Origin of the sequence: Amycolatopsis sp. lyj-346 (genome assembly GCF_046548975.1) — a bacterium.
Taxonomy (GTDB): domain Bacteria; phylum Actinomycetota; class Actinomycetes; order Mycobacteriales; family Pseudonocardiaceae; genus Amycolatopsis.
Window position 1 is genome coordinate 1 of sequence record NZ_JAJPWT010000016.1, and the last position, 13,154, is coordinate 13,154.

Annotated in this window: 9 protein-coding genes; 4 read left to right on the plus strand and 5 right to left on the minus strand. The window is 72.2% G+C overall.

All coding sequences use genetic code 11. The annotated features are described in order from the left end of the window. On the minus strand, window positions 1-346 hold a 346-nt coding region (locus ACLJQE_RS34590; protein WP_410643752.1), incomplete at its 3' end, for a hypothetical protein. Between the two features lie 246 nt (window positions 347-592). On the opposite strand from ACLJQE_RS34590, the gene ACLJQE_RS34595 reads away from it, so the two are divergent. Beyond that, window positions 593-2,206, plus strand: a complete 1,614-nt coding sequence (locus tag ACLJQE_RS34595; RefSeq protein WP_410643753.1) for a long-chain fatty acid--CoA ligase — start codon at window positions 593-595, stop codon at window positions 2,204-2,206. A gap of 3 nt (window positions 2,207-2,209) precedes the next feature. Here ACLJQE_RS34595 and ACLJQE_RS34600 read toward each other — a convergent pair whose 3' ends face one another. Continuing rightward, window positions 2,210-3,898: a helix-turn-helix domain-containing protein gene (locus tag ACLJQE_RS34600; protein WP_410643754.1), complete on the minus strand. Its 1,689-nt coding sequence runs from the start codon at window positions 3,896-3,898 to the stop codon at window positions 2,210-2,212. Window positions 3,899-4,055: 157 nt separating this feature from the next. Between ACLJQE_RS34600 and ACLJQE_RS34605 the strand changes: the two genes are divergently transcribed. Then, window positions 4,056-5,447 carry an MFS transporter gene (locus ACLJQE_RS34605; RefSeq protein ID WP_410643755.1) on the plus strand — a complete coding sequence of 464 codons (1,392 nt, stop codon included), beginning with the start codon at window positions 4,056-4,058 and terminating at the stop codon, window positions 5,445-5,447. Continuing rightward, entirely contained in the window at window positions 5,444-7,036 is a 1,593-nt protein-coding gene (locus ACLJQE_RS34610) for a tannase/feruloyl esterase family alpha/beta hydrolase (RefSeq protein ID WP_410643756.1), read from the plus strand. Before ACLJQE_RS34605 ends, ACLJQE_RS34610 begins: the two co-directional genes overlap by 4 nt. Window positions 7,037-7,134: 98 nt before the next feature. On the opposite strand, the gene ACLJQE_RS34615 is transcribed toward ACLJQE_RS34610, so the two are convergent. Then, on the minus strand, window positions 7,135-10,803 hold the full coding sequence (locus ACLJQE_RS34615) for a glycoside hydrolase family 3 C-terminal domain-containing protein (protein ID WP_410643757.1): 3,669 nt from the start codon (window positions 10,801-10,803) through the stop codon (window positions 7,135-7,137). A 343-nt stretch (window positions 10,804-11,146) separates the two neighbouring features. Beyond that, window positions 11,147-11,296: a hypothetical protein gene (locus tag ACLJQE_RS34620; protein ID WP_410643758.1), complete on the minus strand. Its 150-nt coding sequence runs from the start codon at window positions 11,294-11,296 to the stop codon at window positions 11,147-11,149. Here ACLJQE_RS34620 and ACLJQE_RS34625 point away from each other — a divergent pair. Then, window positions 11,295-11,432 (plus strand): hypothetical protein, encoded by a 138-nt coding sequence (locus ACLJQE_RS34625; RefSeq protein WP_410643759.1) that lies wholly within the window; start codon window positions 11,295-11,297, stop codon window positions 11,430-11,432. The two genes, ACLJQE_RS34620 and ACLJQE_RS34625, sit on opposite strands and share 2 nt — an antisense overlap. A 20-nt stretch (window positions 11,433-11,452) precedes the next feature. Here the strand turns inward: ACLJQE_RS34625 and ACLJQE_RS34630 are convergent, their stop codons facing one another. Beyond that, window positions 11,453-13,105, minus strand: coding sequence for a phospholipid carrier-dependent glycosyltransferase (locus ACLJQE_RS34630; protein ID WP_410643760.1), 1,653 nt, complete (start codon window positions 13,103-13,105; stop codon window positions 11,453-11,455). Between the last annotated feature and the right edge of the window lie 49 nt (window positions 13,106-13,154).

Sequence of the window (13,154 nt, forward strand, 5' to 3'; positions counted from 1 at the left end):
CCATCCCGGTCAAATCCCCGCCGATACTGCCCAGCTCGGTCGCGATGTTCTTCCACGTCTCCGACTGCGCCGCAATCTCATCGGCATTGCCCGTCAGCCCGTTCAGCGCTTCCTTGAGCGGCCCGACATGCTCGATCAACCACCCCACCCCGGCAGCCAGGATCGCCCCGAACGGATCCATCGCCATCGACAACGCATCCAACGCCGTCCCGACAGCACCGAGCGCCACCGACGCCCAATCCCCGCTCTCGATCGCCGACTTCAGATCATTCGCCGACTCCAGCAGCGAAATCCCCGAATACGCCTGCGTGGAATCCTTCGTCTCCGCCACCAACGGGTTCGCCACTGCACGACCTTCTTCTCGCCGGGTCTCGGGACAAAATTAGCAGCGCTTGATCTTGCCGCGCCGGCACCCGAACCCGGCTGCCCGAAAATCCACGATCGCTGTCCGGGGCGGGCAACGGCGCCGGCGACGTGGAGGTGATCACCACCGGCGGTGGCCGACGAGTGGGCGGTTCGCACCTCTCGTCGCGGCCGGAACCGCTCCTAAAGTCACTCGCGACCCCGCCGCCACCCGACCGGAAGAGGCGCCATGGACGGGCTGATGCAGCCACGGCCGCTCACCATCGCCCACATCCTGGAGCGTGCCGAGCGGCTCCACGCGCACAAGGAAGTCGTCACGGCCGGTGGCGAGCGGCGGACGTACGCCGAGGTGGCCGACGGGACCCGGCGGCTCGCCACGGCACTGGCCGGCCTCGGTGTCCCGGCCGGGGCCCGGGTGGCGACCTTCGCGAGCAACCACCGGCGGCACCTCGAGCTCTACCTGGCCGTGCCGGTCACCAAGCGGGTGCTGCACCCGGTCAACATCCGGCTGACGGCCGAGCACCTCGAGTACATCGTCGAGCACGCCGAGGACGACGTGGTGTTCGTCGACCGCGCGCTGCTGCCGAGGATCCGGCCGAGTGCCGCCCGGCTGCCGCGGGTGCGGTACTGGGTGGTGCTGCCCGACGGCAGCGACGTGCCGATCCCGGCGGATCCCCGTTTCCTGCACTACGACGACCTGGTCTCCGGCGCCGCTCCGTTCACCGGTTCGTTCGAGGACACGTTCGCGCTCGCGGACGAGCACCTCGCGTCCGGGCTGTGCTACACGTCCGGGACGACCGGGCCGCCCAAGGGCGTGCTCTACAGCCACCGCTCGACCGTCCTGCACGGCCTGGGTACCCTGGCCGCGGGCCTGATCGGCCTCGGCGAAAGCGACGTGGTGCTGCCGATCGTGCCCATGTTCCACGCCAACGCCTGGGGCCTGCCCTACGGCGCGATGCTGGCGGGCGCCTCCCTGGTCCTGCCCGGCCCGTCGGCGGACCCGGACCACCTGCTGCGGCTGATGGCGGCCGAGGGGGTCACGGTCGCCGGGGCCGTCCCGACCGTCTGGGCCGGCATGGCGCCCGGCCTGCGGGCGCACGACCTGAGCGCCACGCGGTTCCTGCTCGGCGGCGGATCGGCCGTCCCGCCGGCGCTGTCGGAGACCTACCGCGCCGCGATCGGCGTGCCCATCACGCATTCCTGGGGGATGACCGAGGTCAGCCCGGTCGGCGCCATCGGCGGTACGCGTACCCGGCACCGGGAAGCGTCCGCGGCGGAGCAGGTGGCCGTGCGGGCCGCCCAGGGCCAGCCGCTGCCGCTGGTGAACGTGCGGATCGTCGACGTCGAGACCGGCCGGGAGCTGCCCCGCGACGGCGCCGCCGTCGGCGAGCTGCAGGTCGCGGGCCCGTGGGTGGCGGGTGGCTACCACCGGGTGGACGCCGACGGCAGCTTCACCGCCGACGGCTGGCTGCGCACCGGCGACCTGGCCACCCTCGACGCCCACGGCTACCTGCGGCTGGTGGACCGGATGAAGGACCTGATCAAGTCCGGCGGCGAGTGGATCTCCTCGGTCGAGCTCGAGGGCGCCATCGCGGCCCACCCCGACGTCGTCGAAGCCGCGGTCATCGCCCGCCCGGACCCGCGGTGGATGGAACGTCCCGTGGCGTACGTGGTGCTGCGCGAGGGCAGCGGGACGACGGCCGAAGGGCTCTTGGCGCACCTCACGCCGATGGTCGCGAAGTGGTGGCTGCCCGACGAATTCGTCTTCGTGACCGCCTTGCCGAAGACGGGGACCGGGAAGATCTCGAAGACCGCTCTGCGCGATGCGGCGCGGGCCGGCTGAGCCTCAAGACACGGCCGCCCGGAGCTGGTGCAGCCGGAGCCCGAGCTGCAGCTCCAGGTCGTTCTCGTGGCGCCAGTCGCGGCCGAGGACCGTGCCGGCCCGGTCCAGGCGCTTGAGCAGGGTGTTGACGTGCAGGTGCAGCGCACGGGCGGTCGCCGCCACGTTGGCGCGGTGGACGTAGTACGCGCCGAGGGTGCCGGCCAGATCGGTGCCGCGCCGCCGGTCGTACTCGAGGAGCGCGCCGATCGAGCCGGCCAGGAACCGGTCGAGCTCGCCGGCCCGCTCGGGGTCGAACACCATGGCGTACAAGGCATACCGGCCCGTGGTGGTGCCCCCGTCGGTGTGCCCGAGCGCACGCAGCACCGCGCCGCAGCGACCGGCCAGTGCCTGCGCCCGCGACCAGTCGTGGCCACCCGCCCGTTCCCCGACGACGATGACGGGACCGCCCAGCGCCCGCCGCAGTCTCGGGTGGACTTCCGCGACGGTCGCCTCGGCGTCGGCGCCGGGCAGGATCAGCGTGGCCCGGCCGAGGTGCTCGCCGGCCAGCCCGGCGCGCTCCCGGGCGATGTCGTGCAGGTGCCGCACGAGGTCGGCGGGCGGAACGGCGGGGGAGTCCGCGACCAGCACCAGATCCAGGCGGTCGACGTCGATGTTGCGCGCCCGGGCGCGGGCGCGCTGGGCCGGGCCGATCCCCGGACCGCCGACCATCAGCTCGGTCAGCAGCTCCCCGCTGAGCCGCTCGCCGGCTTCCGCGACGGCCCGCTCCTTGAGGATGAGCAGGCCCAGGATGTGCGTGGCGCGCTCGAGCGTCCGCAGGTCCGTGTCGTCGCCGGTGCCCGAGGGACGGCTCCACACGAGCGCGCCGAGGTAGCTGTCGCCCGCCTGGACGGCCGCCACGCTGCGGTCCGTGCCGCCGGGGCCGGACGACGTCGTGCAGCGGCCCGTGCGGCGGGCGTCCTCGACGGCGGCGGCCAGGTCCGTCCCGAGTGGACTCCCGGTCCGGTCGACGAGCGTGACGCGGCCACCGAGCTGGTCGGCCAGGTGCTGCGCGACGTCGTCCGGGGTGCCGCCGTCCAGCACGACCCCGGTCAGTGTTTCGTGGATCGCCTGCGCCCGCTCGATCTTCCCGTACGCGACCCGCAGCTCCCGCAAGGCGCGCTTGCTCTCTTCGTAGAGCCGGGCGTTGTCGAGGGCGACCGCGGCGTGGTCGGCGAACGCGTTGAGCAGCGCGATCTCCTCGGCCTGGAACGACCGTTCGGACCGGTCCGCGGCGAACAGGGCGCCCACCGCTTCGCCGCGGATGACCAGCGGCACGCCGAGCAGCGCCACCAGTTCCTCGGTGACGACCAGGCGGTCGAAGTCCGGATCGTGCTGGATGAGCGTCGAAGTGGCGTAGTCGCGCACCCAGTGCGGGCTCTTGGAGGCCAGCACCTTCCCGCCGAGCCCGACCGTGGCCGGGATGGTCGCCGCGAGGAACTCCGCGGAGATCGTGCCCTCCGACGCGCGGGCCGACAGCCTGCCGTCCGCGCCGACCAGCGAGAGGTAGGTGAAGTCCGTGCCGATCAGGTCGTGGGCGTGGTGCACGATCGACTGCAGGACCTCGTCGAGCTCGCCCAGGGCGGTGAGCGACTTGACGGTCGCGTACAACGACGCCAGTTCGCGCTGCCGTCGTGGTTCCGCCGCACTGGTCACCGGTTCGTCCTCCTCGGCATCGGGTGGGCGAAAGACCCACCGCTGTGGCGGGAGGAGTGGGTGGTCCACACCTCAGCCCGCAGCGTAACGGCGTCCTACTGTGCTGAACAGTTGCCCGTCCGACCACAGCCGGCGCTCCTCGACGAAGGCGGCACGCATGGCCATTCCGCTCACCCAACCCGAAGGGCAGTCCGGCACCGGCGTGCCCGCGACCCCGCGCCGGGCCTTCCGCAAGCTGCTGGCGGCCGGGCTGATCGGCAGCTCCATCGAGTGGTACGACTTCTTCCTCTACGGCACCGCGGCCGCGCTGGTGTTCCCCAAGGTGTTCTTCCCGGAGGCCTCGGCGCTGACCGGAACCCTCCTGGCCTTCAGCACCTTCTGGGCCGGTTTCGTGGCGCGGCCGATCGGCGGGGTGCTCGCCGGGCACCTGGGTGACAAGTACGGGCGCAAGCCGGTGGTCGTCGCCTGCCTGGCGCTGATGGGGGCCGCGACCTTCCTGATCGGCTGCCTGCCCGGCGCGGCGAGCGTCGGCGCGCTGGCGCCGACGCTGCTGGTCGTCCTGCGGTTCGTCCAGGGGCTCGCGGCCGGCGGGCAGTGGGGCGGCATCGTCCTGCTGCTGACCGAATCCGCCAGTCCCAAGCGGCGTGGCTTCGCCGGCACCTTCGGGCAGACCAGCGTGCCGGTGGCGGTGATCCTGTCCAACCTGATCTTCGTGGCCGCCAGCGGCCTGATGCCGGACGCGGCCTTCCTCGGCTGGGGCTGGCGCATCCCGTTCCTGCTCAGCGTCGTGATGTTCGGCGTGGTGCTCTACATCCAGGCCAAAGTGGAGGACACACCGGAGTTCCGGCGGCTGCAGGAAGCGGTGGCGGACCACGACGCCCCGGTGGTCCGGGCGCCGCTCGCCCAGGTCCTGCGCAGCAAGTGGGGCACCATCCTGCTCGGCTGCGGGCTGATGTCGGCCACCAACAGCCTGTTCTACGTCAGCATTTCGGGGTTGCTGAGCTACGGCACCGGCACGCTCAAGCTCCCGCGCGATGCACTGCTCGCGGTCGTGCTGCTCAGTTCGGCGGCGATGCTGGTGACGATCCCGTGGTCCGGGCACCTCTCGGACAAGGTGGGCCGCCGCCCGCTGATCCTGCTCGGCGGGCTGGGTGTCGCCGTCTGGGCCTTCCCGTACTTCGGGCTCGTCGGCACCGCGTCCCTGCCGCTGATCTTCGTCGCGGTGGCGGTGGGGTTCGTCTTCCAGTGCCTCACCTACGGCCCGATCGCGAGCTTCCTCGGCGAGCTCTTCGCCCCCCACGTCCGCTACTCGGGCGCGTCGCTGGCCTACCAGCTTTCCGCGATCGTGGTCAGCGGCGGCACGCCGTTCCTGATGACCGCGCTGATCGCCGGGACCGGCAGCACGTGGCCGGTCGCCGTCTACATCGCGGCGATGGGGCTGATCACCTTCGCGAGTGCGTGGTTCCTGCCCGAGACGAACCCCGCCGAGGTCCGGGCCGATCCGCACGCCGTCCCCGGCGCGCACCTGCACGAGACGGGGGCGCGATGAGGAAGGCCGTGGTGTCGGCTGCCGTGGTGCTGGCGGCGAGTGTTCCCGGCCCCGCTCTGGCGTCTCCCGCGGCGCCGGAGTGCGCCGGGCTGGCCGGGCTGCCGATTCCCGCCTCGGTGATCAGCCTGCCGACTTCGGGCGGGCTCGTCACGGCGGCTTCCGCCGTGCCCGGTGACCACTGCCGGGTCGACGCGGACCTCTACCCCGTCGACCCGGCCGCACCCGCCGTCAAGCTGCGCGTCGCCTTGCCGCGCGCCTGGAACCACAAGGCGCTGATGTTCGGCGGCGGCGGGTACAACGGCACCATCCCCGACGTGGCGGCGAACGTGCCGTTCGGCCCCGCCGACCGGCCGGTGCCGCTGGCCCGGGGGTATGCGACCTTCGCGAGCGATTCCGGCCACCAGCAGAACCCGGCGCGTCCGCCGTCCCTGGACGGGTCGTTCGGCCTGAATGACGAGGCCCTGGCCAACTTCGCCGCGGGCGACGCACTGAAGAAGGCACGGGACGCGAGCCTGTTCCTCATCCGGCACGCGTACTCCGCCACGCCCACCGAAGTCTTCTTCGCCGGTGGGTCGACCGGCGGCCGCGAGGCGCTCGTCGTCGCCCAGCGCTGGCCGACCGCGTTCGACGGCGTGATCTCCGCCTATCCGGCGTGGAACAACCTCGCCGAGATCCTGGACCTGGGGTACCTGGCGCAGGTGCTGTCGCGCCCGGGTGCGTTCCCCGGCCCCGCGCAGCAGACGCTGCTCTACGACAGCGTCGTCAAGGCGTGCGACGGCCGGGACGGCGTTGCCGACGGAGTCGTTTCGGATCCGGGCTGCCGCTTCGACCCGCGGGTGCTGCGCTGCCCGGGTGGGGCCGGCACCGGCCCGGCCTGCCTGCCGGATGCGCAGATCGGTGCGGTGACGGCGATGTCGTCGCCGTTCCGGTGGCCGTACCGGATCGCCAGTGGCGAGACGCAGTACCCGGGCTTCCCGTTCCTCTCGGGGGCGGACATGCGGACGCCGTTCCTCGGCTTCGGCACCACCGCGCCGGCCGACCCGATGCCGGTGACCAGTGGTTACGGGATGCAGTACTGGGACCAGTGGGTCAAGTACTTCCTGACCCGCGACCCGGGGCAGAAAGCGCTGGACATCGACCCCCGGCATCCCGGCCGGTGGCTGGCCCGGATCAGCGCGTTGTCCCTGGTCCAGGACCGCAACAACGCGGACCTGCGCCCGTTCGCCCGTGCCGGCGGCAAGCTGATCCTGCTGCACGGCGCCGCGGACGAACTGGTCTCCCCGTACTCGACGAGCGACTACTACTCGCGGGTGCGTGCGGCGGCGGGTCCGCGGGTGACCGACGAGTTCCTGCGGTACTACGTCGTTCCCGGCGCCAACCACGCCAACTTCGGGACACCGGCCTTCGCGGCGGGCTGGGACTCGCTCTCGGCGCTCGAACGGTGGGCCGGAACCGGCCGGGCGCCGTCGAACCAGGTCGTCACCGACCTGGCCCACCACCGCACCCGGCCGTTGTGCGCCTACCCGGGGTGGCCGCGGTACCGCGCGGGTGACCCGGACCGCGCGGCGAGCTTCGCCTGTGTTCGTTGAAGGCTGTGTTCGTTGAAAGACTGTGTCCGCTGACAGGCTGTGTTCGTTGAAAAGCGTCCCGCCGGCCCGGATCGGGCCGGCGGGACTGTTCACCCCGGTCAGCCGATGGCGGCCGTGAAGATGTGCATCGCCGTGGTGCCCATGTTCGCTCCGTCGCTGACGTCTGGGAGCGTCAGGTACTGCACCGTCTTGCCCGGCTGCAGCGGGATCGGGGCGTAGTACAGGCTCACCCGCTGGTCCAGCCGCCCGTTGCTGTTGTTCAGGTACGGCAGCGTCGTGAGGATGTCGCCGCCGGTGGCCGCGTTGGACCACCAGTCGGCGAAACTCACCGTGTGGGACTCGGTCGTCCCGTCCGTGTACGTCACCGTCGCCGTCCCGCTCGGGCTGCCGTAGTCACCCGTGCCGATCAGGCCCAGCGTGCGGCCGGAACCGGAGATCGCGATGGTCTGGCCACCGGCCACGCCGCCGGCCACCACGTTGTCCGGGCTGCCGGGCCGGACGTCCGGCCAGGTGAACGTCAGGCCGTTGTGGGTGAACGTGGCGCCCGGCGTCAGGCTGGGCGTCGCCGCGGCCAGTGCCTGTGCGGAGAAGCTGGCGTTGCCGCCGTCGAGGTTGCCCGCGCCGGGGGTGGCGTCGTCGCTGATGCCCACGTTGTTGTACGCCGCGGCCAGCGACGGGTACGGCGGGTGGGGCAGCAGCACGGTGGCCGCGTCCACCGAGGTGCCCCGCCCGTTGACCGAGGTGAACGTGGCCTGCGCCGACACGTCGAACTTGCCGGGCTGCGCCGACGCGGGCACGCCGATTTCCCACGTGGTGCTGACGGTCTGCCCGGCCGGCACGGTGGCGAAGGTGGACGGTGAGGTGGCCTTCACGGTCCAGCCGGCCGGCACGCTGAGCGTCAAGGCCACGTCACGCAGCGGCCGGGCGCCCGCCGGGTTCGGCAGCGTGGTGGTGGCGGGGTACGTCGTGCCCGCCTTCACCTGCCCCGGAGCGCTGAGTGTGAACGGCTGCTTGACCACCACCGGCGTGGTGCCGGTGACGCCGTCGACCGTGACGCTGATCGTCGCGACGCCCGGCGCCACCATGGTCACCTTCCCGGTCCGGCTCACCTGGGCCACGCGCGGATCGCTGCTGCGGTAACCGATCCGGGCGCGGGACAGGTCGACGAACGACTGGTCGTTGTGCACCGCTTCGACGATGTGGTCGGCGGGCACGTGCCGGTCGGCCTGGGCGGTGACGTCGGCGATCCACGGGTTCTTCGCGGTCAGGTCGAGGTTCTGCCCCGGCGCGAACACGACCTGACCGGGCTGCACGGTCACGTACTTCGTCTTCGGCGTGATCGCCCCGGTGACGGCCACCGTGGCGGCGCCGGCGAGGTGACCCGAGTCGGCGCCCACGCCGAACCGGTACTGACCGGGGTACACCACTTCCCGGCGCTTCCCCTCGTCCCAGAAGGACAGGTCACCGATCCGCACCGGGATGGCGATGTGCTGGGTCCGGCCCGGTGCCAGCACATCGGTCTTCTTGAAGCCGGCCAAGCGGTGCCGCGGCAGTTCCACACCGGGCACGGTGAACGCCGTGGCCGCGTACAGCTGCGCGACGGTGGCACCTGGCGTGCTGCCGGTGTTCGTGACGTCCACGTGCACCGTCACCTGCCCGTTCGCGTCGACGGCCTTGGTGTCGGCGTGCACGCGGGAGTAGGAGAACTTCGAGTAGGAGAGGCCGTAGCCGAACGGATAGGCGGGCGTTCCGGTGAAGTACTGGTAGGTGCGGCCGAGGCCGCCGGTCTGGGACGGCGTCAGCCCGTAGTTCTTCATGGGCGGCAACTGGGTGTCGTCGGCGTACCAGGTGAAGTTCAGGTGCCCGCTGGGGTTCTGCTTGCCGAACAGCACGTCGGCCAGCGCGGTGCCCTGGCTTTCGCCGTTGTACGCGCTGAACACGATGCCCGGGATCCCCGCGGCGTGGCCGAGGGAGACGGGGCCCGCCGCCTGGACGGCCAGCGCGGTCCGCGGGTTGCCGACCGCCTTGACCTGGTCGATCAGCGAGTCGTAGTTGCCGGGCATGGCGATGGTGGTGCGGTCCCGGCCTTCGGTGGCCACGTTCCCGTCGGTCCCGGCGAACACCACGACCAGGTCGGCCGTCTTGATCGCGGCCAGGGTCTCCGCCGAGCAGCTGGCCGCCGTGGTCGTGCCGGTGGAGGTGCCGCACGCGTCGAACGTGACCGTGGCACCCGGGTTGGCCGCCTTGACCGCGGACGTGATGCCCTGCACCGCGTCGACCTGCAGCGTGGGCTCGCCGGAGTAGCCGCCGAGGGTGACCTTGCCCGCGAGGTCGCCGACGACGACCACGGTGCCGAGCTTGGCCGGATCGGCGGGCAGCAGCGGCGCCCCGGTGCCGGCGACCGGGTCGTTCTTCAGCAGCACCAGCGAGTTGGCGGCGACCTTCGCGGCCAGCGCCCGGTGCCCGGCGCTCTGGATCACGTCCTTGGTGATCTTCGTGTAGGCCACCCGGTCCGGCGGGTCGAACTCGCCGGTCTGCATGCGCGTGGTGAACACGTGCACCAGCGCGTTGTCGAGCACGCCTTCGGACAGGACCCCGGCCTTGATGGCCTCCTGGATGTTGGCCACGGTGGCTTCCGAGCCGGTGCAGTTGAGCTGGGTGCCCGCCCGCAGCGCGTACGCCTGGCCGCCGGCGGCACCGGAGACCTTCTGGCCGGTCGCGGTGTTCGTCCACTGCGTCGCCGCCCCGGCGGTGGCCGTGGTCCAGCCCGGCGGCGCCCAGTTGTGGCTGCCCGGCGCGTAGATGTCGCCGACCGCGCCGCAGTCGGAGGTGGTGTAGCCGTCGAAGCCGTAGGTGCGCTGGGCGATGGCGTTCGCCGTGTAGGTGTCGGCCGGTGCGGGGGTGCCGTTGATCGCGTTGTACGACGTCATCAGGCCGGACACGCGCGCGTCCTGGATCAGGTGCCGGAACTGCCTGGTGTAGTAGTCGCGGATGTTGGTCTCGGTGGTGTCCGAGGAGTCCGCGTGCCGGTCGTTCTCCACGTCGTTGAGCGCGTAGTGCTTGGCGGTGGCCGCGACCTTGAGGTACGGCGTCACCGGCTTCCCGGACGGGGTCTGGCCCTGGTAGCCGTTGACGAACGCGCCCGCCATCTTCGCGACCAGGTGCGGGTCCTCGCCGAACCCCTCGTCGGTGCGGCCCCACCGCGGGTCGCGGTCCATGTTCACCGTCGGCGCCCAGTAGGTCAGGGAGCCGTAGTTGTTCTTGTCCGGGCCGATGTTGTTCTGCGCCACGCCCCACAGCGACTTGTCCAGCATGCCGCGGGCCTCGTCGGAGATCGCCGTGGTCTCCTGGTGGATCAGGTCCGGATCCCAGGACATCGTGCTCGCGAGGTTCGTCGGGAAGCTCGTGGCGTGCACCCCGCCGGTCGCCGTGCCGTCGTCGGTGTTGGCACCGAGGGTGTTGAGGCCGTGCTGGCCCTCGCTCCAGTAGGTGTACTGCTGCACGCCGAGCCGCGGGATGGCCGGTGCGCTGTTGGTGCGCAGCTGCAGCACCTTTTCGGGCAGGGTCATCCGGGCGACGAGATCGGCCGCCCGTTCGGCGAAGCTGTAGTGGGTGTCGCGGTAGACCGGCAGCGCGGCCGGCCGGTCCGGGGCCGCCGACGCGGCCGGGACGAGCGTGGCCCCCGTCATGGTGACGGTCATCGTGACGGCGAGCAGGGGAGCGGCGGCCAGCCGTACCCGTCGTCGTCCGGGGAAGCGCAAGGACATCGGATCTCCGTCGCAGAAGGTCGATGGGCCGGGTGCTCCGGTGCGTCGCCGGCCGAGGGGAACCGCCGGTTCGCAGGCTGGTCCGTGACCATCGTTCGCAGCGGATCCGGTTCTGGCAAGCCATTCACGGCCGTGCCGGTGTTGCCGCTGGCCGAAGCCCGGCGGCGGCTGAAAATTTCACTGACCCACGAGCGCCCCAAGGTGGCCTTCGGTGCGTTGAGCGCACCCAAGGTGGCCTTCGGTGCGTTGGACGCACCCAAGGTGGCCTTCGGTGCGTTGGACGCACCCAATGTGGCCTTGGGGCGCTGGGGAACTGCCGGCCGACGTCCCGGCGGGGGGCGGGTCAGGCCGGTTCGGCGTCGGCCATCAGGGTGCGCAGGCGGGCGCCGTGGTCGGCGACCTGGCCGAGCAGCTGGTGGCCGGCCTCGTCACCCCACAGCTTGCTCGCGGCCGGCCAGCTCGCGACCGAGGACACGCCGATCGTGCGGGTCATGCTGCTGGCCAACCGGGCCATGGCGCTGAGCCGCACCGGACGGCACGACGAGGCGATGCAGGACTGCCTCGCGGTGACCAGCCGGAGCAGCTGCTTTCCCGGCTGGTCCGGACGGACGTCCAGCTGCCGATCATGAACCGGTGAGCGGCCGCCGGGTCATGGGCGGCGGTGGATCGTGATCGAGTGGCCGACCTCGTCGATCGGGGTGCTGGTGCGGAGCAGCGCCGCCAGGCGGTCGTCGGCCTTGGCCATGGCGGAGTCCGACACGACGAGCAGCCCGTGCACGGATTCCGGGGGCACGGCCAGCGGGTCGGCGGCCTCGATGCCGTAGTGCGACGGCACGCCGCTGCCCTTGTAGACCAGCCAAACCCGCTCGCCGGGGTAGCCCTGCCGCAACCGGACGGCCAGGCGGCCGAGGTCCTGGCCCCAGTCGACGTTCGAGTCGTGCAGCAGGCGGTGGGTCCGCGCCGGGCCGCCGAACGCCTCGTTGGCGTAGGGCAGGTAGTACGGGAACGTCCGCAGCGAGCTGACCGCGACGAAGGCGACCAGGACCGCCACGGCGGCGGGCGCCCACCGGCGGCGGACGACGACCACCCCGGCCGCCGCGATCGCCAGGAACATCGGCACGAAGAGCGCGTACCGGACGCCCAGGTCGCGGCTGCCGGTCATCGCCGAGGCCAGCAGCACGGCCGCGGGCAGGAGGACGTAGGGCGCGGCCGGGCGCAGCCGGGAAACCATCGCGACGACGCCGGCCACCCACAGTGCCAGCGCACCCAGCGGGGTCTTCACCAGCAGCGCGGCCGGCAGGTAGTACCACAGCGCACCGACGTGCTGCTCGCCGAACAGGAAGGTGGTCCACACCCGGTCTTCGAAGCCGAACTGGACGCGCATCCCGTCGAGGTACGGCTCCGGCAGCGGCAGCAGGCCGGCCGCCGCCCGCAGGCCGTGCGGGGGCGGCAGACCCGGTGGCGGCACCCAGCGCAGCTGCGGATCGACGAGCAGGTACGAACCCCAGACCACGGCGACCGCGAGCAGCGCGACGCCGGCGGCCGCCGCGGCGCCGGCCGCGAGGTGCCGCGCCGTCCGGTGCGGACCGGCCGTGCGGCGAGCCTGCCACCAGGACAGCACGACCAGGAGCAGCAGTACCGGAACCGCGGCCAAGGCGCTCATCTTCGTGGCCACGGCCGCGCCCAAGGCCAATCCCGCGAGCGGGAGGTAGCGCCGGGGACGGCGCCGGGCCCGCCACAGCAACCACGCCGACGTCACCAGGAAACCGGCCGCCGGAACGTCCAAAGTGGCCAGTGAGCCGTGCGCGACGAGGTCGGGGGAAAGCGCATACAGCGCCAGTGCCACCACGCCGCCGGCCGGGCCGGCCAGGTCGCGGGCGAACGCGAAGACGACCAGCCCGAACAGCAGCGTCAGCACGATCACCGGCAACCGGGCGGACAACAGCAACCGGCCGGGGTCGTGGCCGGACTCGTACAGCACGGACCGGCCGAGCTGCGTCTGATCGCCCTCGAAGCCGGGGTCGACGTGCACGTCCGCGAAGGCCGTCCCGATCCCGATGAGCAGCTTGCCCAGCGGCGGGTGCTCGGGGTTGTACCGCAGGCTGTGGTGCTCCAGGGAGAAGATCGCCGTGCCGAGGTACACCGGCTCGTCGATGGTCGGCGTCTGCTCGACGGCCGTCGTGAGCATCGCGACGGCCATCTCGGCGAGCAGCGCGACCACGGCGAACGCCGGCAGCCACCGCCGGGCCGGACGCGCGTCCCCCGGGGGTGGCCCGTCCTCCCGGCGCACGTCGGCGATCACCTCCTGAAGACGTCCGGCGGCGGCGCTGGTTGAGTGCGCGGACGCTTTC

What these genes read in the sequence shown, in the direction of transcription:
- ACLJQE_RS34620 (WP_410643758.1), bottom strand. Translation starts at nt 11,296, where the DNA reads ATGACCCGCACGATCGGCGTGTCCTCGGTCGCGAGCTGGCCGGCCGCG.
- ACLJQE_RS34625 (WP_410643759.1), top strand. Translation starts at nt 11,295, where the DNA reads ATGCTGCTGGCCAACCGGGCCATGGCGCTGAGCCGCACCGGACGGCAC.
- ACLJQE_RS34615 (WP_410643757.1), bottom strand. Translation starts at nt 10,803, where the DNA reads ATGTCCTTGCGCTTCCCCGGACGACGACGGGTACGGCTGGCCGCCGCT.
- ACLJQE_RS34605 (WP_410643755.1), top strand. Translation starts at nt 4,056, where the DNA reads ATGGCCATTCCGCTCACCCAACCCGAAGGGCAGTCCGGCACCGGCGTG.
- ACLJQE_RS34595 (WP_410643753.1), top strand. Translation starts at nt 593, where the DNA reads ATGGACGGGCTGATGCAGCCACGGCCGCTCACCATCGCCCACATCCTG.
- ACLJQE_RS34610 (WP_410643756.1), top strand. Translation starts at nt 5,444, where the DNA reads ATGAGGAAGGCCGTGGTGTCGGCTGCCGTGGTGCTGGCGGCGAGTGTT.